19 protein-coding genes are annotated in these 19,303 nt (G+C 70.1%); 6 read left to right on the forward strand and 13 right to left on the reverse strand.

From position 1 onward, the window contains the following. Positions 1-7 precede the first annotated feature (7 nt). From ABD648_RS19680 to ABD648_RS19700, 5 genes are read left to right on the forward strand one after another with little or no spacing between them, the layout of a single operon-like run. Positions 8-406, forward strand: coding sequence for a cytidine deaminase (locus ABD648_RS19680; protein ID WP_046012982.1), 399 nt, complete (start codon positions 8-10; stop codon positions 404-406). Beyond that, complete coding sequence (locus ABD648_RS19685) at positions 403-1,695, forward strand: thymidine phosphorylase (protein ID WP_282216619.1); 1,293 nt, start codon at positions 403-405, stop codon at positions 1,693-1,695. The genes ABD648_RS19680 and ABD648_RS19685 overlap by 4 nt, the downstream gene beginning before the upstream one ends. A gap of 49 nt (positions 1,696-1,744) precedes the next feature. Next, the gene (locus ABD648_RS19690; RefSeq protein WP_282216620.1) at positions 1,745-2,860 is read left to right on the forward strand and encodes an adenosine deaminase; all 1,116 of its coding nucleotides are present in this window, start codon (positions 1,745-1,747) and stop codon (positions 2,858-2,860) included. Position 2,861: 1 nt separating this feature from the next. Next, a complete protein-coding gene (locus ABD648_RS19695) occupies positions 2,862-3,989 on the forward strand; it encodes a polysaccharide deacetylase family protein (RefSeq protein ID WP_282216621.1) in 1,128 nt (375 codons plus the stop codon). A gap of 27 nt (positions 3,990-4,016) precedes the next feature. Then, the gene (locus tag ABD648_RS19700) at positions 4,017-4,880 is read left to right on the forward strand and encodes a carbohydrate kinase family protein (RefSeq protein ID WP_282216622.1); all 864 of its coding nucleotides are present in this window, start codon (positions 4,017-4,019) and stop codon (positions 4,878-4,880) included. 7 nt (positions 4,881-4,887) lie between these two features. On the opposite strand, the gene ABD648_RS19705 is transcribed toward ABD648_RS19700, so the two are convergent. From ABD648_RS19705 to ABD648_RS19750, 10 genes are all read right to left on the reverse strand, one after another. Next, the gene (locus ABD648_RS19705) at positions 4,888-5,634 is read right to left on the reverse strand and encodes an alpha/beta hydrolase (protein ID WP_282216623.1); all 747 of its coding nucleotides are present in this window, start codon (positions 5,632-5,634) and stop codon (positions 4,888-4,890) included. A gap of 9 nt (positions 5,635-5,643) precedes the next feature. Further along, positions 5,644-6,618: an SDR family oxidoreductase gene (locus ABD648_RS19710; RefSeq protein WP_282216624.1), complete on the reverse strand. Its 975-nt coding sequence runs from the start codon at positions 6,616-6,618 to the stop codon at positions 5,644-5,646. Then, positions 6,615-7,568 carry a bile acid:sodium symporter family protein gene (locus tag ABD648_RS19715; protein ID WP_282216625.1) on the reverse strand — a complete coding sequence of 318 codons (954 nt, stop codon included), beginning with the start codon at positions 7,566-7,568 and terminating at the stop codon, positions 6,615-6,617. Before ABD648_RS19715 ends, ABD648_RS19710 begins: the two co-directional genes overlap by 4 nt. Next, positions 7,565-8,857, reverse strand: a complete 1,293-nt coding sequence (locus tag ABD648_RS19720; protein WP_282216626.1) for a flavin-containing monooxygenase — start codon at positions 8,855-8,857, stop codon at positions 7,565-7,567. Before ABD648_RS19720 ends, ABD648_RS19715 begins: the two co-directional genes overlap by 4 nt. A gap of 118 nt (positions 8,858-8,975) precedes the next feature. Beyond that, the gene (locus tag ABD648_RS19725; RefSeq protein ID WP_282217456.1) at positions 8,976-10,133 is read right to left on the reverse strand and encodes a mannitol-1-phosphate 5-dehydrogenase; all 1,158 of its coding nucleotides are present in this window, start codon (positions 10,131-10,133) and stop codon (positions 8,976-8,978) included. Positions 10,134-10,165: 32 nt separating this feature from the next. Then, positions 10,166-10,597: a PTS mannitol transporter subunit IIA gene (locus ABD648_RS19730; RefSeq protein WP_282216627.1), complete on the reverse strand. Its 432-nt coding sequence runs from the start codon at positions 10,595-10,597 to the stop codon at positions 10,166-10,168. Further along, complete coding sequence (locus ABD648_RS19735) at positions 10,594-12,132, reverse strand: PTS mannitol transporter subunit IIBC (protein ID WP_282216628.1); 1,539 nt, start codon at positions 12,130-12,132, stop codon at positions 10,594-10,596. Before ABD648_RS19735 ends, ABD648_RS19730 begins: the two co-directional genes overlap by 4 nt. After that, entirely contained in the window at positions 12,129-13,814 is a 1,686-nt protein-coding gene (gene ptsP, locus ABD648_RS19740; protein ID WP_282216629.1) for a phosphoenolpyruvate--protein phosphotransferase, read from the reverse strand. Before ptsP ends, ABD648_RS19735 begins: the two co-directional genes overlap by 4 nt. Continuing rightward, entirely contained in the window at positions 13,811-14,092 is a 282-nt protein-coding gene (locus ABD648_RS19745) for an HPr family phosphocarrier protein (RefSeq protein ID WP_282216630.1), read from the reverse strand. The genes ptsP and ABD648_RS19745 overlap by 4 nt, the downstream gene beginning before the upstream one ends. Continuing rightward, the gene (locus ABD648_RS19750) at positions 14,089-14,406 is read right to left on the reverse strand and encodes a PTS sugar transporter subunit IIB (protein ID WP_282216631.1); all 318 of its coding nucleotides are present in this window, start codon (positions 14,404-14,406) and stop codon (positions 14,089-14,091) included. The genes ABD648_RS19745 and ABD648_RS19750 overlap by 4 nt, the downstream gene beginning before the upstream one ends. Positions 14,407-14,575: 169 nt before the next feature. On the opposite strand from ABD648_RS19750, the gene ABD648_RS19755 reads away from it, so the two are divergent. Then, positions 14,576-16,498 (forward strand): BglG family transcription antiterminator, encoded by a 1,923-nt coding sequence (locus ABD648_RS19755; RefSeq protein WP_282216632.1) that lies wholly within the window; start codon positions 14,576-14,578, stop codon positions 16,496-16,498. Positions 16,499-16,507: 9 nt separating this feature from the next. On the opposite strand, the gene ABD648_RS19760 is transcribed toward ABD648_RS19755, so the two are convergent. From ABD648_RS19760 to ABD648_RS19770, 3 genes are read right to left on the reverse strand one after another with little or no spacing between them, the layout of a single operon-like run. Beyond that, a complete protein-coding gene (locus tag ABD648_RS19760; RefSeq protein ID WP_282216633.1) occupies positions 16,508-16,771 on the reverse strand; it encodes an HPr family phosphocarrier protein in 264 nt (87 codons plus the stop codon). Between the two features lie 2 nt (positions 16,772-16,773). Continuing rightward, complete coding sequence (locus tag ABD648_RS19765) at positions 16,774-18,444, reverse strand: phospho-sugar mutase (RefSeq protein ID WP_282216634.1); 1,671 nt, start codon at positions 18,442-18,444, stop codon at positions 16,774-16,776. Next, entirely contained in the window at positions 18,441-19,274 is an 834-nt protein-coding gene (locus ABD648_RS19770; protein WP_282216635.1) for a purine-nucleoside phosphorylase, read from the reverse strand. Before ABD648_RS19770 ends, ABD648_RS19765 begins: the two co-directional genes overlap by 4 nt. Positions 19,275-19,303 lie beyond the last annotated feature (29 nt).

Consider the following 19,303-nt stretch of genomic DNA (forward strand, 5'->3'; position numbering starts at 1 on the left):
CTCCACAATGACTGACATCGACTGGGACGAGCTCCGTCAGGTCGCGACCGATGCCATGACGAAGGCGTACGCGCCGTACTCGCGGTATCGCGTCGGCGCAGCGGCGCTCGTCGGCGACGGACGCATCGTCGCCGGCTGCAACGTCGAGAACGCCTCCTACGGCGTGACGCTGTGCGCCGAATGCGCGCTCGTCGGCGACCTGCACATGTCGGGCGGCGGCCAGCTGGTCGCGTTCGTGTGCGTCAACAACGACGGGCAGACGATCATGCCGTGCGGTCGCTGCCGCCAGCTGCTCTTCGAGCACGCCATGCCCGGGATGCTGTTGGAGACCGTCTCCGGCATCCGCACGATCGACGAGGTGCTGCCCGACGCGTTCGGGCCCCGAGACCTGGAGGATGCACGATGACCGTCGAGCCCTACGATGCAGTGGATGTCATCCGCGCCAAGCGGGACGGCGGCGCCGTGCCCGAGAAGGCGCTGCGGTGGATGGTCGACGCCTACACCCGCGGCTACGTCTCCGACGCGCAGATGGCCTCGTTCGCGATGGCGATCTTCCAGCGCGGCATGGAGCGCGACGAGATCCGCGTGCTGACCGATGCGATGATCGCGTCGGGGGAGCGGATGAGCTTCGCCTCGCTCGGCAAGAAGACCGTCGACAAGCACTCCACGGGCGGCGTCGGTGACAAGATCACCCTTCCGCTCGCGCCGCTGGTGGCGTCGTTCGGCGTGGCGGTGCCGCAGCTGAGCGGTCGTGGCCTCGGTCACACCGGCGGCACGCTCGACAAGCTCGAGTCCATCCCCGGCTGGCGCGCGGCGCTCAGCAACGAGGAGATGTTCGCGCAGATGCAGGGCGACGTGGGAGCGGTCATCTGTGCGGCGGGGTCGGGCCTCGCACCCGCCGACAAGAAGCTCTACGCTCTGCGCGACGTGACGGGAACGGTCGAGGCCATCCCGCTGATCGCGTCGAGCATCATGTCGAAGAAGATCGCCGAGGGCACCGACGCACTCGTTCTCGACGTCAAGTTCGGCTCCGGCGCCTTCATGCAGGACATCGATCGCGCCCGGGAGCTGGCCCGCACGATGGTCGCGCTCGGCACCGATTCCGGTGTCGCGACGACCGCGCTGCTGACCGACATGAACGTCCCGCTGGGGTTCGCGATCGGCAACGCCAACGAGGTGCGCGAATCCGTGGAGATCCTCGCCGGCGGCGGCCCCTCCGACGTGCGCGAGCTGACCATCGCGCTCGCGCAGGAGATGCTCTCCCTCGCCGGGAAGCCGGATGCCGACGTGGAGGCCGCCCTCGACGACGGCCGTGCGATGGACAGCTGGAAGGCGATGATCCGCGCCCAGGGCGGCGACCCGGATGCCGAGCTGCCGACCGCTCGTGAGACGCACGTCGTCACGGCTCCGACCGACGGCGTCGTGACCCGCATGGACGCGCTGCCGTTCGGTATCGCCGCCTGGCGTCTGGGGGCGGGCCGGGCCCGTGCCGAGGACCCGGTGGTCTTCGAGGCGGGCATCGACCTGCACGTCAAGCCGGGCGATCGTGTCGACGCCGGGCAGCCGCTGTTCACGCTGTCCGCGGCGGACGAGGCGCGGTTCCCGCGGGCGATCGAGGCGCTCGAGGGCTCGTGGGCGATCGGGGACAAGGCGCCGGCCGCCGGTCCCATCGTGCGCGAGCGCATCACCGCCTGACGGCGACCGCTAACCTGAACTCAGCACTTCCGCCACCGAGAGGATCACCATGTCGATCGATGCGAACGGCGACGTCACCATCCAGGGGATCTCCCTCCGCAGCCTGCCCAAGGTGTCGCTGCACGACCACCTGGACGGCGCCCTGCGACCGGCCACGATCATCGAGCTGGCGGACGAGATCGGCCTCGAGGTGCCGGAGGCGGAGCCCGCCGCGCTCGGCAGCTGGTTCGCGAAGCAGAGCGACTCCGGCTCGCTCGTGGAGTATCTGAAGACCTTCGACCTCACCACCGCCGTGATGCAGACGCAGGAGGGACTCACGCGCGTCGCGCGCGAGTTCGTCCAGGACCTGGCAGCGGACGGCGTGATCTACGGCGAGGTGCGCTGGGCTCCGGAGCAGCATCTGAGCCGTGGCCTCACGCTGGAGCAGACTGTCGAGGCCGTGCAGCAGGGCATCGAGGAGGGCGAGGACGCCGCGGACCGCGACGGTCGCAGCATCCGCGTCGGCCAGCTGATCACCGCGATGCGCCATACGGATCGCTCTCTGGAGATCGCCGAGCTCGCGGTCGACTTCCGTGGACGGGGTGCCGTCGGCTTCGACATCGCCGGGCCCGAGGACGGCTTCCCGCCGTCGAACCACCGCAAGGCCTTCGACTACCTCGCCGAGAACTTCTTCCCGGTGACCGTGCACGCCGGTGAGGCCGCCGGACCCGCATCGATCCGCTCGGCACTGCTCGACGGTCGCGCTCTGCGCCTCGGCCACGGCGTGCGCATCGCGGAAGACCTCCAGGTCGTCACCCAGGAGGGCGACGAGGTGCAGGTGCAGTTCGGTGAGCTGGCCCGCTGGGTGCGCGATCGCGAGATCCCGCTGGAGCTCTCCCCGTCGTCGAACCTGCAGACCGGGGCCATCGCCGCATGGGGTACCACGCTGGCCGACCACCCGTTCGACCTGCTCTACCAGCTCGGCTTCGCGGTCACGGTCAACGTGGACAACCGCACCATGAGCGCCACGTCCCTCACCCGCGAGCTCGCCCTGCTCGTCGAGGCATTCGAGTACGACCTCGACGACCTCGAGACCTTCCAGTTCAACGCGGCCGCGGCCGCCTTCCTGCCAGTCGAAGAGCGCGAAGAGCTCGTCGAGATGATCGCCGAAGGATTCAACGACTGAGATGTCCCGCACCACTCGACGTCGGGCGAGCGTTCTCGCCGTGATCGTGGGCGCCGCCGTCGTTCTCTTGGGCGGGGGCGCCGTCGCCGCCTTCGTCTGGACCAACGGGACGCCCGACGCGGAGAAGAAGCCGACGACGACGGCGTCGGACCTTCCCACGCCGGAGCCCGAGCCCGAACCGCTCTCGGCCGCCGAGCAGATCCTCGCCGACGCCGACAATCCGCTGGCCTGCGCGGTGTCCTTCGCCGGTGACGGCATCGTGCAGGATCCCATGCTGCAGTGGCAGAACGGCCTCTACGTGGCGCTGCCGATCCCTGCGTCGGATGGGCAGGTCTTCGCCGGCTGGTACGCGACGCCGGACGACGCCGCGGCTCTCACCCCCGAGGCCCGTGTCAACGGCGCCGATCCGGTGACGTGCACCGACCAGCAGATCGAGCTCCACGGCGCCTGGACGACGCCGGAGGAGAACGTCGCCGCCAACACGCAGGTCTCGATCCTGATGTACCACCAGTTCACGACGAACCCCGACGGCGAGTCCGGGTGGCTGCGGGGGAACTACGCGTACATCGGCGACTTCGACGCCCAGATGAACCACATCGCCACGACGGGCTTCTACCTGCCGACGTGGGACGAGCTGAGTGCTTTCATCGACGGGCGTCTGTACCTTCCCGCCCGTTCGGTGATCATCACGGACGACGATGCGGATCAGACCTGGTTCGACCTCGCGGTGCCGCTCGTGGAGAAGTACGAGCTGCTCACGACCTCGTTCATGATCACGGCGTACCGCTCGGACCCGCCGCCGTCCATCTACGTCCTCCGGCGTTCGCACACGCACGACATGCACCAGGCCGGGGCCAACGGCCAGGGTCGCATCGTCAACTGGACGCCCGACGAGATCGCCGCGGACCTCAACATGTCCGGTGACATCCTCGGCGTCCGCGAGGTCATCGCCTACCCGTTCGGGCACTACAACGACACGGCCAAGCAGGGCGTCCTGCAGGCCGGCTATGAGATGGCGCGGACGATCGAGCCGGGCTATGTCACGATCGGCACCGACAAGCTCGCGCTTCCCGTCGTGCGCATCGACTACGGGATGGGACTGGACGCGCTGATCAAGCGCATCGGCTGACGCCCGATGTCCCGGCAGGATGGTCGCATGCCTGCTTCCGTGCTCATCGTCGGCCCCGCCTCGTGGAACACCATCGTCGTCCTCGACCGGCTCCCTGAGCCTGTCCCGCACATGCAGTTCGCGGAGGAGACGTGGGAGACGGTCGGCGGGACGAGCGCCGGAAAGGCGTTCAGCCTCACGGCGCTCGGGCGTGCGACGACGCTGTATGCGCAGGCGGGAGACGACGAGCAGGGTGACAGGCTCCGCGATGCACTGCGCGCCGCCGGGGTGAACGTGCGCTGGGCGGACGGAGTGACGGAGCGGCATCTCAACCTGATGACCCGCGGGGGTGAACGGGTCTCGCTGTACCTCGCCGCCCCGCGGGCGACGGCGGGCGCCCTCGACGACGCCGTGCGGGCTGCGATGGCCGCGGCCGACGTGGTCGTGCTCGATCTCGGAGCGGAGTCCGAGCGGCTGCTGCCGCTGGCGCGCGCGGTCGGTACGCCGATCTGGGTCGACGTGCACGACTACGACGGGGAAGCCGAGTTCCATCGGCCGTTCCTGGCCGCCGCGGATGCGATCTTCTGCAACGCCGATCGGCTCGACGACCCGGTGGCGTTCCTCCGCCGATGCATAGCCGCCGGATCCCGCCTCGCCGTCTGCACGCTCGGGGCGGACGGAGCCGTGGCGATCGACGAGGACGGCGCCGAGCACCGTGTGGCGGCGGTCCCCGTCGAGGTCACCGATACGAACGGTGCGGGGGACGCCTTCTTCGCCGGCGTCCTCGACGCCCGGCTCTCGGGGGCCGGTGTCGCGGCCGCTCTCGCTGCGGGAGCGGCGTCAGCGTCCGCCGTGCTGCGCACGCGGCATCTGCATCCGCTGCTGGACGCCGTGCGACCGCTCTCCCGGTGAGCGCGGATCAGCGGACGAGTTCTCCGAGGAAGGCGCCCGCGCGCTCCGTGACCTCGGCGTGCATGTCGTCCATCGAGATCGTGGGCGTGCCGTCGCCGGCCTGTGCACCGTAGTCGCCGAAGGACGCGTGCGATGCGCCCTCGATCTCGACCATCTCCGCATCGGCGGGAAGCTGATCTCGCGCGGCATCGATCTTCTCCCGAGTGGAGAGCCCGTCATCGCTGCCGGCGAGACTGAGCACCGGCAGCTCGCTCGCGGAGAGATCCGTCGCGCAGTACGAGCCGAAGAGCACGAGCGCATCCGCATCGGCCGCGAGCTGACAGGCGCGCACGCCGCCGAGGGAGTGCCCGCCCACACTCCAGACATCGACGCCCGGCGCGGCCGACGTGAAGGAGTCGAGCCCGCGCGGATCGAAGAAGGCGAGGTTCAACCAGGGGCGGGTGATCACCACCGTGACCCCGTCCTCCGCGAGTCCCTGCAGGATCGCGGCATATGCCCAGGGATCGACCTTCGCGCCGGGGATGAAGACCAGGCCGAGCTCGGATTCTCCGTCGGCCGGAGCGAGGACGATCCCCTGTTCGGCGTCCTCGACGGTGATCGCGGCGTTCTCGCGGACACCGGCCAGCGGTCCCGGCTCGGCGGGCATGACGCCGATCTGGCTCCAGGCGACGATCCCGCCGACACCGAGCACCAGCACGATCGCGAGGCTCCAGAGCACCCACTTCAGGACGCGACGACCCCGTTTCCTCTGCACAGGTCAACGCTACTCCGCCGCAGGACGCCTTCCGGCAGCGCCGCCGACCGATGGGTGGGTGGCGAGGTACTCTTCGAACGCCTCGCGGGTGGTGCGCGTCGGGACGAAGCCGAACTCCTCCTTGAGCCGCCTGTTCGCCAGGACGGGCCGGAACCGCAGGAACGGCACCTTCTCCGGACCATGCTCGGTGAGGCGCAGCATCCGTCCGATCCGCAGCGCAGAGGCGAGCGCCCAGGCGGGGAGCACGAGCTGGCGTCTGCCCAGCCGCGCCGCGATCTCGGGCACCGTCATCCGCCCGTCGCCCGCGACGTTGAAGACTCCGGCCGGGCCGTCGGTCGCCGCCCGCACCATGGCGTCCGCGACATCGTCCACCCAGACGAACACGAAGGGGGAGTCGGAGCCAGCGATGCGGAGGATGCGGCGGCCGTCCCACAGTGCGGTGATCTGATTGCGCACGGAGGGCCCCAGGATCGTGCCGATGCGGAACACGACCTGTTCCAGCTCGGGGTGGGTCGTGCGATGCTCGGCGAGCATCTCCTCGACGAGGCGCTTGTGCCGCGAGTACGGGAAGGCGTCGTTGCCGCGGAGCGGCTGGTCCTCGTCGATCCATTCCGGGTTGTCGGCGTGGTAGCCGTAGGCGGCGCCGGAACTGGAGACCACGATCCGCCGCACACCGGCCGAGACGCACGCCGCGAGGACGTTCGCCGATCCTTCGACGTCGACGCGGTACTCCCGGTCGACGTCCCGCCCCGGGTTGACGATAGCGGCGAGGTGCACGACGGTGTCGATGCGGTGCTCCCGAAACAGGGGAGCGATCGCATCGGCGTCCTGCACGTCGAGCACGACGTCCAGGATTCCGCGTCGTGCGACGCCGGTGCGCAGATCCGCGGAGACGACGAGCTCGACGTCGTCTCTGGCGGCCAGTGCGCGTGCGACGTGGGATCCGAGGAACCCGCCGCCCCCGGTGATCAGCACCCGCGTCACGGAGCGGCCTCGGTCGCGGTGCGTCCGCTGGCATCGCCGGTCGTCGAGCCGGTGCGTCTCTTCGTGTGCCGCGCCCAGAGCCCCGCGAGGACCAGGCCGGCGATGATGTCCCAGATGCCCCACCAGCCGGCGACGATGGCCATGCCGCCGAGCCCGTCGAAGAACAGGAAGACCAGGCCGAGGCCGAGACCCGCGTTGCGGATGCCGACCTCGAACGTCATCGCCTTCCGTTCGCGGGTGCCGAGGCCGCCGACGACCGCCGTGCCGTATCCGAGAGCCAGCGCCACGGCGTCGTGCACGGCGACCACCAGGAGGATCACGCCGAGGACCTGCACGAAGACCGCCCAGTTGCCGACGAGCGCTGCGACGATGAAGCCGAGCAGGGCGATGAGGCTGAACCACTTCACGACGGGCTGCACGCGGGCGGACAGGCCGGGGGCCTTCGCCCGCAGCAGGAGGCCGAGCGCGAAGGGGAGGCCGACGATGAGCAGGATCTCCAGCAGCATCCGCCACGGGTCGAGGGCGACGTCGCGCAGCAGCGTGCGCGCGGTCGGATGCAGCGACCCCCAGAACGTGATGCTCAGGGGCATCGCGACGATGTACAGGAGGTTGCCCACCGCGGTCAGCGACACCGAGAGCGCGACGTTGCCGCCGGACCGGTGCGTGAGCACCTGGGAGATGTTGCCGGGCGGGCAGCACGCCACGAGCAGCATGCCGAGCGCCATCGACGGCGGGACCGGGAGCACCAGCGTCAGCAGGAAGGTGGCGATCGGCAGCAGGAGCAGCTGAGCGAGGAGGGCGATGACGAAGGGCTTCGGATGCTTCGCCACGACGCGGAAGTCGCTCGGAGCGGTGTCGAGGGCGATCCCGAACATGATCAGCCCGAGCACCACGTTGAGGATGGTCAGGGTTCCTGGTGTGAACGAGAGGACGACGTCGTCGACGTTCATGCCGATGCCTCCAGGGCGCTCTTCTCGCGACGGACGGCACCGCGGTAGGCGTCCTTGTTCACGTAGTACGCCATCCTGTCGAGTCCGAGGTAGTGGTATCCGCCGGTCAGGTCCGGCCAGGGCGCCGCGGTGACGCGGTCACGGAAGCGTGCCGCACGTGCCGGATCGCGCTCGACCGCGTCGAGATAGGCGGCGAGGAGGTCGGCCTGTTCGTAGCGGCCCTGCCAGCCGATGCCCGATGCCTCGATCATGCCCATCACGTACAGCCCGTTGAACGACGCGGGGAACAGGTTGAGGAACAGGCGTGGCGATGCGCCCTGCCAGTGGAGGTGCTCCCGGTCCACGAAGGGGTAGTCGAGCGTGTATCCGGTCGCCAGGAGCACGAGGTCGTAGTCGTCGGCGCTGCCGTCGCGGAAGTGCACGGTGCTCCCGTCGAAGCGCTCGACGTCGGCCCGGATCCGCAGGTCACCCTGACCCAGATGATTGAGGACCATGGTGTTCACGATGGGATGCGACTCGTAGATGCGGTAGCGGGGCTTCGGGAAACCGAAGCGGACCGGATCGCCCGTGAAGGCCCGCAGGACGCGGCTGTCGACCGCCTGCTTGATCCTCGCGGGAAGCGGACGCCCCTGGTTGAGCGTGTCGCTGGGCCGGCCGAACAGGTAACGGGGGACGAAGTAGTACCCGCGCCGCACGCTCATGTCGACGGATGCCGCGTGGTGCACGGCATCCACCGCGATGTCGCAGCCGGAGTTGCCCGCGCCGATCAGGAGCACCCGCTTGCCGGCGAGCTGCCCCGCCGACTTGTAGGCGCTGGTGTGCAGAAGCTCGCCCGCGAAGGCTCCGGGGAAGTCCGGGACGTTTGGCTCCGCGAGCGTCCCGTTCGCGAGCACGACGCCGGCGTACCATCGCGTCTGCGCGCCGTCGGGCCCGTCGCTCGCGAGGTCCCATCCGCCGTCACGCGGTTCGAGACGCGTGACCCTCGTCTCGAACCGGAACAGGCCGGCGAGGTCGAAGTGCTCCGCGTAGTCCCGGAAGTACGCCTGCATCACCCGGTGGCCGGGATAGTCGACGCGGGAGCGCATCGGGAACTCCGTGAACTCGGTCGTCGTGCGCGACGAGATCAGGTGCGCCGACTCGTACATCGTGCTGCGTGGATTGCTGATGTCCCAGAGGCCGCCGACGCCGTGTGACGCCTCGTACCCGTCGACCGCGATGCCGCGCTTCTGCAGCGCGCGAGCCGTGGCCAGCCCCGACGGGCCCGCGCCGATCACGGCGTATCTGTTCATGCTGCTCCCCGCACGTCACTGTGCTCGAAAAGGCGATGCTCGAAAGGGCGGCGCTCGGGAAAGCGCCCCCGCTCCCGATCGTATCGGGTGGGCGGGGGCGCTTCGGCACGGCGCGGGATCAGGCGTCGCGGAGTGCCTGCTGTCGCTTCTCGACGGCGTCGCGGACGGCGGCGAACAGCGGATGCTCCGGGTCGAGTCCCGTGGTGAGCGCGGTGAGCGCCCGCGCATCCTCGGAGCGCAACAGCCTCTGGAGCTCGACCGACTGCTCGTCGTCGGCGTCGTCGAACTCGAGCGCCGCGGCGACAGCGGCGACCAGGGCGTCAGCGGGCAGACCCCGCTCCGCGGCCATGGCCGCCGGCCCGATGAACCGCTCGTTCCTCGAGATCTTGCGGAGCGGCTGTCGCCCGACGCGCTGCACGGTGTCGACCAGGGAGGGGTTACGGAACCGGTCGAGGATCGTCGCCCGGTAGTCCGCGAGATCCTCGGGATCGAGCCCGTGCTCGGCGACCAGCACTGCCGATGTCTCTTCGAGCGCCGCCGACACGCGGGCGGCGATGTCGGGATCGGCCAGCGCGTCGGAGATGCGCTCGACACCGGCGCGGGCACCGAAGTAGGCGGTCGCGGCATGTCCCGTGTTCACCGTGAAGAGCTTGCGCTCGATGAACGGCGCGAGGTCCTCGACGAAGTGCGCCCCGGGAATGTTCGGCAGGGCGCCGCCGAACGGGACGGACTCGATCGCCCACTCGAAGTACGGCTCGACCGTGACGTCCACACCCCCGCCGGGGGGCTGTGCCGGCACGATGCGGTCGACGGCGGTGTTCGCGAAGACCGCGCGCGACATCAGGTCTCCGGCATCCGCCCCGGCCGCCGTCTGGATCTCCGAACGGAGCAGGTCCGTCGCGCCGATCGCGTTCTCGCACGCCATCACCTGAAGTGGTGGGGCGTCGGGAGAGCGCTGCGCGAGACCCGCGACGATCGCCGGTGCCACGAAGCGCAGCACGGTGGGTCCGACTGCGGTCGTGACGACGTCCGCCGTCGCGACCTCTTGGGTGAGGGCCTCCGGGTCGGTGCGACTGTTCACCGCGCGGAACCCGGTGACGACATGGTCGACGCCGCCGGGGCCCGCCTCGTGCACGGTGTACTCGTCGACCGCGTTGATGGCGTCCACGAGGGCGTCGGCGACGTCGGAGAACACGACCTCGTAGCCACCCTCGTGCAGTAGCAGGCCCACGAAGCCGCGCCCGATGTTGCCGGCGCCGAAGTGGACCGCCTTCATCGCCCGTCCGTCGCTCATCGCTCGATCACGGCTCACTCGTTCACGGCGGAGAGCAGCGCGAACAGCTCGTCCGGAGTCTGCGCGACGTTGAGCTTCTCGACGTCGTCCTCGTCGGAGAAGAGGATCGCGATCTGCGACAGGATCTCCAGGTGCTCGTCACCCCGCCCCGCGATGCCGATCACGAACGTCGCGGGCTCGCCGGCCCAGTCGACGCCGCCGTCATAGCGGACCACCGAGAGCGCGGAACCGAGGATCGCGTCCTTCGTGTCGTTCGTGCCGTGCGGGATCGCGAGGCCGTTGCCCATGTAGGTCGAGACGGTCTCCTCGCGCTGGCGCATCGCGTCGACGTAGGCGGGTGTGACGGCTCCTGCGGAGACGAGGATGTCGGTGGCCTCCTGGAGCGCAGCCTCCTGCGTGCTGCTGCCGGAGTGGATGCGGACCTGGCCGAGGGTCAGAACGCTCATGGGGTTTCCTTTCGCTGGTCGCGGACCATCTCGACGACCTCTTCGTACTTCGGAGAGTTCATGAAGTTGTCGACGGACACGTGGATCGAGTTCGGCGACTGGGCCTTCGCGCGATCCGTCAGCTGCTGCTGGGTGATCACGAGGTCGGCCGTGCCGTCGAGGTTCGCGATGGCCTGGTTCGTGACGGTGACGCCCTCGACCCCGGCCTTCTTGAACTTGTTGCGCAGCACGCTCGCACCCATCGCCGACGATCCCATCCCGGCGTCGCAGGCGAACACGACGTTCTCGATCCGACGATCGGTCGCCACGGCTGCTCCGGCTGCCGCCGCGCCGGCCGCCTTCGCCGCCAGTCCACTGAGCGCGTCGGAGGACTTGCCCTTGTTCGCCTCGGTCTGGGCGACGGCTGCCGCGAAGGCGTCTTCCTTCGCCAGGTCCTTCTTGCGGCTCGCCCGCAGGATGATCATCGAGATGACGAAGGTGACCGCTGCCGACAGGATGACCGAGAGGATGACTCCCAGATAGTCGGTGCGGAAGGTCTGGCCGAGAACGGCGATGATGCTTCCTGGCGCGGCTGGCGCGATCAGACCGGTACCGAACAGCATGTTCGTCGTGACACCGGTCATGCCGCCCGCGATCAGAGCGAGGATCAGGACGGGCTTCATCAGCGCGAACGGGAAGTACACCTCGTGGATGCCGCCGACGAACTGGATGACCGCGGCCCCGGGGGCCGAGGCGCGCGCGGCGCCGATGCCGAAGATCGTGAACGCGAGGAGCAGACCGACGCCGGGGCCGGGGTTCGCCTCGAGGAGGAACAGGATCGATTTGCCGCTCTCGGCCGCCTGCTGCGTGCCGAGCGGGGTGAGCACACCGTGGTTGATCGCGTTGTTCAGGAAGAACACCTTCGCGGGCTCGATGAGGATGCTCGTCAAAGGGAGCAGGTTCGTCTCGACGAGCCAGTTCACGGCGGTGGAGAGCACGTTCATCAGCCCGTTGACGAGCCACGCCACCGGGTAGAAGCCGATCACGACGAGGACGAATCCCCAGATGCCGGCCGAGAACATGTTCACGAGCATCTCGAAGCCGGCCTTGATCTTGCCGTCCCACAGCGAGTCGAGCCACTTCATGGAGTACGCCGCGAGCGGCGCCATGATCATCGCGCCGATGAACATGTGGATCTGGCCGAGCTGGTTGTCGGCCGGGAGCGTGGCGTTCACCTGGGCGATGAGGTAATCCGAACCGGCGATGGCGCCCATGACGGCGATCGCCGCGACGACGCCGCCTCGGGTCTTGTAGACGATCGTGCCGCCCGTGTACGCGATGATGATCGGCAGCAGGTAGTGGATGATCGGGCCCACGAGAGTGGAGAGCTGATCATTCGGTGTCCAGCCCACCGGGATGAAGAACGCGGTGATGATCCCCCATGCGATCAGCGCGGGGATGTTGGGCATGATCATTCCGGACAGGAACGTGCCGAAGCGCTGCACGCCTGTTCGGAGGCCGCCCGTTCTCTGGGCGGCGGGTGACGTCGTCGTCATGATGTCGTCTCTTTCTGGTGAGGGGAGAGGGCGGCTGTGGCATCGGCTACGGCCTTGCGGGCACCGGCGGCGTCGTCCGCCGCCAGTGCGACCTGTGCGAGGCTGCGGGCCTCGTCGAGGGTGCGTTCGGAAAGGGTGTGCCTGACGTCCGCCAGAGCGGACGGAGCCATCGACAGGCTCGTCGCGCCGAGACCGACGAGCACGACCGCGAGCATGGGGTCGGCGGCGGCCTCGCCGCAGATCCCCACCGGCTTGCCGAGACGGGACCCGGCATCTCCGACCTCGCGCACCAGGCGGAGGACGGCGGGATGCCAGGGATCCTGCAGCCCGGCGACCGAGCCGAGCATCCGATCGGCGGCCATCGTGTACTGCGTGAGGTCGTTCGTGCCGATCGAGGCGAAGTCGGCGTGCGCGAGCACCCTGTCCGCGAGCAGTGCGCTGGCGGGCACCTCGACCATGACTCCGGCGGTCTTCAGCCCGTAGTCGCGGGCGAGGGTGGTGAAGTACACCGTCTCCTCCACGGTCGCCACCATCGGCGCCATGACCCACAGGTCGGCGTCGGTCTGGGCATCCGCCTCTGCGAGGGCGGTCAGCTGCTCGCGCAGGATGTCCTCGCTCGCGCGCAGCGCCCTGATGCCGCGGAGCCCCAGTGCCGGATTCTCCTCGTGCGCGTCGTTGAGGAACGCGAGCGGCTTGTCGGCCCCGGCGTCCAGCATCCGCACGACGACCTTCTTGCCGGGGAACGCTTCGAGCAGCTCGCGATACGACTCGCGCTGCTGCGCGATCGTCGGCGCCTGCGATGACGACAGGAACAGGAACTCGGTGCGGAAGAGCCCGACGCCCTCGGCCCCCCGTTCGACCGCATCGGCCGCGTCCGCGGGTTTCCCCAGGTTCGCCAGCAGCGCGATCGGCGTGCCGTCGGCGAGGGCGCCGGGAGTCAGTGGTGCGGCATCGGCCGACATGCGAGCGGCCGCGCGCTGAGCGGCGCGATCCTTCTCGTCCGCCGTCGGGTCGACCGTCACGACACCGGCGGCCGCGTCGACGATCACCGTGTCGCCGTTCGCGAGCGTGAATCCGTCGGCGACGCCCACGATCGCGACGATGCCCTTCTCGCGGGCGAGGATCGCCGTGTGCGAGGTGGGCCCACCGTCGACGGTGATCAGCGCGAGCACCTTGTCCAGGTCGAGCAGCGCCGTGTCCGCCGGCGCGAGATCACGCGCGACGAGGACGAACGGATGCCCGGGGTCCGGGACGCCGGGGGCATCGACACCGCGCAGCCGTGCGAGCACCCGCTGGGCGATGTCGTCGAGGTCGGCGGCGCGCTCGCCGAGGTAGCCTCCGACGGCTTCGAGGGTCGCGCGGAAACCGGCGAATGCGTCGTGCACGGCCCGCTCGGCGGTCGCTCCCGCGTCGATTCGTCCGTCGACCTCGTCCTGCAGCGTCGGGTCCTCCGCGATCATCGCCTGCGCCTCGAGCACCTCCTGCGCCGAGCCGCCCGCGGTCTCGCCGCGCGCGGTCAGCTCCTGGGCGACGACCGAGATCGCCTCGCGCACCCTGGCGCGCTCGGCCTCTGCGCCGATGCTGCTGGGGGTCTCGTCGGGCGCGGGCATGGCCTCGGTCATCCGGACGACGGGCCCCTGGGCGACACCGAGGCCGATTCCCACACCGCGCAGCTCGCTCATCCGGCGGCGTCCTGGTCGTGGTCCGTCGTGAGCAGCTCGGTGAGGGTGTCGAGCACGTCTTCCGCGCCGTCGCCGTCCGCGGTCAGGGTCACATAGTCGCCGTGCTCGACGGCGAGGGAGATGACGCCCAGGATGCTGGCGGCGTTCACCGGCTTGCCGGAGTCCTTGGCGATGGTGACGGCGAGGCCCGACTCCTTCGCGGCCTGTGCGAAGAGCTTCGCGGGTCGTGCGTGCAGGCCGTGGGAGGAGCCGATCCGAACGGTGCGTGTGGCGGTCATGATGTTCCTTTCGGGGAGTTCCTGAGGTCGTCGAGGAAGGATCGTGCGAACGCGAGGGTGAGAGCGCCGTCGTGGTCGGCGAACACGTCGTCCGGAAGCACGGCGACGGGCGAATGCGCGTGATCGCGGATCGCGTCGAGACGGTCGGCGAGATGGGGACCGACCAGGATCAGGTCGTGGTCGCTGGCGGAGACGGAATGCTCCATGCCGGCCGAAGCATCCCAGTCGAGCCCGGCATTGGTCGCCGCGCGCCGGAGCCGCTGGGCGACGAACGTGCTGGACGCACCGGCGCCGCACACCACGAGGATCCTCATTGATTCCACCTTCCTGAGAACAGTCTGTGAACCAACGGGTGTGCTGCGCCAACAGGTTCCTTTCCGCCCCCGCGGAACAGCGGCTTCCGCGCACGGCCACCCCGGTAGCTGACATCATGGAGGTCACGCCAGGACAGTGCAGTCAGCACGTGGGGAAGTCGGAGGGATCATGTCGCGACAGCGTCAGGACCAGCTCCTCTCCACCCTGCTCCGTCAGGAGGGCTGGGCGACCGCGGCGAGTCTCGCCGACGTTCTCGGCGTCACGCCGCGCAGCATCCGCTCCTATGTCGCCGCGCTGAACGCGCGCACGCCCGGCGCCGGCGTCATCGAGTCGGGACCGGCGGGCTACCGCGCGGGGCCTGGCGCCCGCGGCGCCATCCGGATGCGGCAGACGGGGGAGTCGGCGCCGCGCGACCGGCTGCACGCGCTCGTGCGGACTCTGCTGGATCTGCCCGACGGCATCGACGTCTTCGACACCGCCGACGAGCTGCATGTCAGCGAAGCGACCCTGGAGGCGGACCTCGTGCGGGTGCGCGGGCTGCTCGACGGCACCGACCTCGCTCTGGAGCGCGACCGGGAGACGGTGCGGCTGCGCGGGAACGAAGCGGCTCAGCGCCGGTTACTCAGCCGGCTGGCGCACGACGAGATGGACGATGCATCGTTCCATCCCGAGACCTTCCGCCGGGCCCTCTCCGGCAGCGCGGTCGCGGCGCACGCCGTCGGTCCGTTCAAGACCGCGCTGGTGCGCGAGCTGGGCGAGCTCGGCTACTACGTGAACGAGCTGGCGATCGCCGACGTGCTGCTGCACATCGCGATCGCGGCAGAGCGCGTCGCCGCGGGCCACGCGCTCGACTCCTCGCCCGCCGGAGCTCGGGAGGAGATCCCCCGGGTGGGGGCGGTCATCGCCCGCCTGGCCGACGAGAACTTCGGCGTCGTGCTCGGCGAGGGGGACAGCGGTCACCTCGCCTCGCTCGTGCTCACGCGCATCGTCGCCCCCGGCGAGGACGCCGCCGGGGACGTCGCACGCAGCGGCGTGGATCCTGCCGTGGAGGCCGCCGTACGGGCCGAGATCACCCGGGCAGCCGACGACTACCAGGTCGATCTCGTCGACGAGACCTTCGTGCTCCGTCTCGCGCTGCACGTGCAGAACCTCTTGCGTCGAGCCGAGGAGAGCGCGCTGACCCGCAACCCGCTCACGCGGTCGCTCAAGACGTCGTACCCGATGATCTTCGAGGTCGCCGTCTCGATCGCGAGCGGGCTGCACGACCGGGTCGGCACGCCGATCCACGACGACGAGATCGCGTACATCGCGATGCACGTCGGCGGACGGCTCGAGCGCAGCAGGAAGGCCGAGTCCATCCTGACCGCCACGATCGTCTGCCCCGGCTACTACGAGCTGCACGAACTGCTGCGCTCCAGTGTCGACAGGTCGCTCGGATCGGCCATCGAGGTCACGAGCGTCGTCACGAACGTCGACCCCGACTGGGCGTCGTTCGACACGGATCTGGTGCTCAGCACGATCGAGCCCGGATCCGCCGGGGACCGCTTCGTGCGCATCCAGCCGTTCCTCACCGACGCGGACGTCGACCGCATCCAGCAGGCAGCTGCGCGTCTCCGCCGCGGTCGGCGGCTCACGAGGCTCCGCGGCGAGCTCGCCCGCTACTTCCACGCCGACGCCTACGTCTTCCCGCTCCCCGACGAGGGCGAGGAGGCGATCATCCGTCGCCTCGGCGGGCTGCTGGTCACGGCCGGCCTGATCGGCGAGGACTACGTCGAGAACACGATCGCCCGCGAGCGGATGTCCTCGACCGCCTTCACGGATGCCCTGGCGGTGCCGCACGCCCTGCAGATGACCGCGAGCCGCACGGCGATCGCGATCGGGGTGACCGACGGCTCGGCCGCCTGGGGCGGTGGCCGGGTGCAGGTCGTCGCGCTCGCGGCGTTCAGCGAGAGCGATCGTGCGGCGTTCCAGACCGTTTTCGAGCAGCTCGTCGAGGTGTTCAGCGAACGTGACAGCGTGCAGCGCATCGTGCGGCGCGGGACGACGTTCGAGGCGTTCCTCGACGAGCTGGTCGCCGTCATCGACGGCTGAGCGCGGCGATCACGACCGCGGGTCGAGCACCTCCGCGAGCTGATCGAGCACCGCATCCGATGACGCGGAGTCCGTCGTCTCCAGCACGACCGCGTCGCCGGTGCCGATCGCGAGGTCCATCACCGCCAGCACGCTGCTGAGATCCACGACCGAGCCGTCGGCGGTGCGGAGCGTGATCGTCGCCGTGTGCGCCTGAGCGAGGCGCACGAGCTCGGCGACAGGGCGCGCATGCACCCCGTTGTGAGCGCTGACGACGATCCGGCGGGTCGGCATGGTCAGGAGCGCTCGTCGAGCAGTGCGCGCACGCCCGCCTCGAGTTCTGCCACGGCCGCCAGGGCGCCCTCGGCGGATTCGGCGCGGGAGTCGATGTAGACCTTGAGCTTCGGCTCGGTGCCGCTCGGGCGCACGATCACCCGGGAGCCGTCGGTGAGGCGGTACCGGAGGACATCGCCCGAGGGCTGCCCGGGAGCGCCCTGCAGCAGGTCTTCGGCGGAGGCGATCGAGCGCCCGGCGATCTGCGTCGGGGGCAGCGTGCGCAGGGCCAGCATGACGTTGCCGATGACCGCGAGATCCTCGACGCGCACGGAGACCTGCCCGCTGGCGAAGTGGCCGTAGGTCTCGCCCAGCTCGCGGAGCAGGTCGGCGAGCGTGGCCCCGCGTCCGTGCGCCTCTGCGGCGAGTCCGAGGATCGCGATCGCTGCGGAGATGCCGTCCTTGTCGCGGACGGTCTCCGGGTTCACGAGGTAGCCGAGGGCCTCCTCGAAGCCGAAGGCGATGCCGGGTGCGCGGGAGATCCACTTGAACCCGGTGAGCGTCTCGTGGAAGTCGAGTCCGTGATGCGCGGCGATCGCGGCCAGCCCGGGCGAGGAGACCAGCGAGCACGCGAGGGACGCACCGGGAACACCGGCGGCCGCGCGTGCCGCGCGAGCGCCGAGCAGCAGTCCGACCTCGTTGCCGGTGAGCCTCCGCCAGCCGCCCTGTGCCGCAGCATCGGGGATGGCCAGGGCGAGGCGGTCGGCATCCGGATCGTTCGCCAGGATGAAGTCGGCCTTCGCGCGGCGGGCCGTCGCGAAGGACAGATCCATCGCGCCCGGCTCCTCCGGGTTCGGGAACGAGACGGTGCGGAACGTGGCGTCGGGGGTCAGCTGCTCGTCGACGACAGCGGGCTGCGGGTAGCCGGCAGCGTGCAGGATGCGCGACAGCGTCTCCCACCCGACCCCGTGCATCGCGGTGTAGACCCAGCGGAGTTCCGAGGCGCCCTCGGGAGCCGGTGCCACGGCCGCGGTCGCCGCCACGTACGCTTCGACGATGTCCTCGCCCGCGGTCTCGTAGGCGGTCGAGCGGGGGAGGGCGGCCGCGTCGGCGGCATCCGCGATCCGCTGGATGTGCGCGGCGATCTCGGCATCTGCCGGGGCGACGATCTGCGAACCCTGGTCGCGGCCGCCGAGGTACACCTTGTAGCCGTTGTCGTTCGGCGGGTTGTGGCTCGCGGTCACCATCACGCCGGCATCCGCGCCGAGATGGCGCACGGCGTAGGCGAGCACGGGCGTCGGGAGCAGTCGGGGGAGCAGGATCGCGCGGAGCCCGGCTCCGGCGAAGAGCTCGGCGGAGTCGGTGGCGAAGACCCGCGAGTTGCGGCGACCGTCGTAGCCGATCACGACGGTCGGCGTGCCGCCCGTCGACTTCTCGCGGAGATAGGCCGCGAAACCGGCGGCGGCCTGGGCGACGAGCACGCGGTTCATCCGGTTGCTGCCGGCGCCGAGCTCTCCGCGCAGGCCGGCGGTTCCGAAGGCGAGTCGCGTGCGGAACCGGTCGTCCAGGTCGGCGAGGGCCGCGGCATCGCCGCCTCCGGCCCGGGTGATCAGACCGGCGAGTTCATCCCGGGTCTCGTGGTCGGGGTCCTGTCGCAGCCAGGCACGGGCCTCGGCGAGCCGCTCGTCGTTCACAGGGCCTCGACCACCCTGGCCAGGAGGGCGGAGATCACCGGCTCGGCCTCGCGCCCGGCCTCGATGACCTCGGCGTGGCTGAGAGGAGTCTTCTGGATGCCGGCGGCGAGGTTCGTGATGAGCGAGAAGCCGAGGATCTCCATGCCGGCCTCGCGCGCCGCGATGGCTTCGAGAGCGGTCGACATGCCGACGATGTGGCCGCCGATGTGCTTCGCCATCTGCACCTCGGCCGGGGTCTCGTAGTGCGGGCCGCGGAACTGCGTGTAGACGCCTTCGTCGAGGCTCGGGTCGATGGTGCGGGCGATGTCCCGCAGACGCTGGGCGTACAGGTCGGTGAGGTCGATGAACGTCGCCCCTTCGAGCGGCGAGTCGGCCGTGAGGTTGATGTGGTCGCTGATCAGCACGGGCTGGCCGGGCTTCCACGTCTCGCGGATGCCGCCGGCACCGTTGGTCAGCACCATGATCTTCGCTCCCGTGGCGGCGGCGGTGCGGACGCTGTGCACGACCCGGCGCACGCCGTGGTCCTCGTAGTAGTGCGTGCGTGCGCCGATCACGAGCACGTTCTTCCCGCCGGGGGTGCGGATGCTGCGGAGCGTTCCGACGTGGCCCTCCAGGGCGGGCTTGGAGAACCCGGTGACCTCGGTGGCGGGGATGGTCGCGACGGTCTCGCCGATGATGTCGGCGGCCTTGCCCCAGCCGCTGCCGAGTGTGAGGGCGATGTCGTGGTTCTCGACGCCGGTCAGGCGCGCGATGTCGGCGGCGGCCTGCGCGGCCACGTCGAACGGGTTCGCGGTCGGGTCGTCGAGGGGGTTGCTGTGGTTTTCGGGCATGGATCCACTCTAGGAAGGTGCAGGCTCCG

This window comes from Microbacterium luteolum (genome assembly GCF_039533965.1).
GTDB lineage: Bacteria > Actinomycetota > Actinomycetes > Actinomycetales > Microbacteriaceae > Microbacterium > Microbacterium luteolum.

Excerpts from the sequence above, each read along its gene's own strand:
- ABD648_RS19770 (WP_282216635.1), bottom strand. The coding sequence starts at position 19,274 with ATGCCCGAAAACCACAGCAACCCCCTCGACGACCCGACCGCGAACCCG.
- ABD648_RS19680 (WP_046012982.1), top strand. The coding sequence starts at position 8 with ATGACTGACATCGACTGGGACGAGCTCCGTCAGGTCGCGACCGATGCC.
- ABD648_RS19745 (WP_282216630.1), bottom strand. The coding sequence starts at position 14,092 with ATGACCGCCACACGCACCGTTCGGATCGGCTCCTCCCACGGCCTGCAC.
- ABD648_RS19760 (WP_282216633.1), bottom strand. The coding sequence starts at position 16,771 with ATGCCGACCCGCCGGATCGTCGTCAGCGCTCACAACGGGGTGCATGCG.
- ABD648_RS19720 (WP_282216626.1), bottom strand. The coding sequence starts at position 8,857 with ATGAACAGATACGCCGTGATCGGCGCGGGCCCGTCGGGGCTGGCCACG.
- ABD648_RS19735 (WP_282216628.1), bottom strand. The coding sequence starts at position 12,132 with ATGACGACGACGTCACCCGCCGCCCAGAGAACGGGCGGCCTCCGAACA.
- ABD648_RS19690 (WP_282216620.1), top strand. The coding sequence starts at position 1,745 with ATGTCGATCGATGCGAACGGCGACGTCACCATCCAGGGGATCTCCCTC.
- ABD648_RS19700 (WP_282216622.1), top strand. The coding sequence starts at position 4,017 with ATGCCTGCTTCCGTGCTCATCGTCGGCCCCGCCTCGTGGAACACCATC.
- ABD648_RS19695 (WP_282216621.1), top strand. The coding sequence starts at position 2,862 with ATGTCCCGCACCACTCGACGTCGGGCGAGCGTTCTCGCCGTGATCGTG.
- ABD648_RS19725 (WP_282217456.1), bottom strand. The coding sequence starts at position 10,133 with ATGAAGGCGGTCCACTTCGGCGCCGGCAACATCGGGCGCGGCTTCGTG.
- ABD648_RS19715 (WP_282216625.1), bottom strand. The coding sequence starts at position 7,568 with ATGAACGTCGACGACGTCGTCCTCTCGTTCACACCAGGAACCCTGACC.
- ABD648_RS19755 (WP_282216632.1), top strand. The coding sequence starts at position 14,576 with ATGTCGCGACAGCGTCAGGACCAGCTCCTCTCCACCCTGCTCCGTCAG.
- ABD648_RS19730 (WP_282216627.1), bottom strand. The coding sequence starts at position 10,597 with ATGAGCGTTCTGACCCTCGGCCAGGTCCGCATCCACTCCGGCAGCAGC.
- ABD648_RS19685 (WP_282216619.1), top strand. The coding sequence starts at position 403 with ATGACCGTCGAGCCCTACGATGCAGTGGATGTCATCCGCGCCAAGCGG.
- ABD648_RS19750 (WP_282216631.1), bottom strand. The coding sequence starts at position 14,406 with ATGAGGATCCTCGTGGTGTGCGGCGCCGGTGCGTCCAGCACGTTCGTC.
- ptsP (WP_282216629.1), bottom strand. The coding sequence starts at position 13,814 with ATGAGCGAGCTGCGCGGTGTGGGAATCGGCCTCGGTGTCGCCCAGGGG.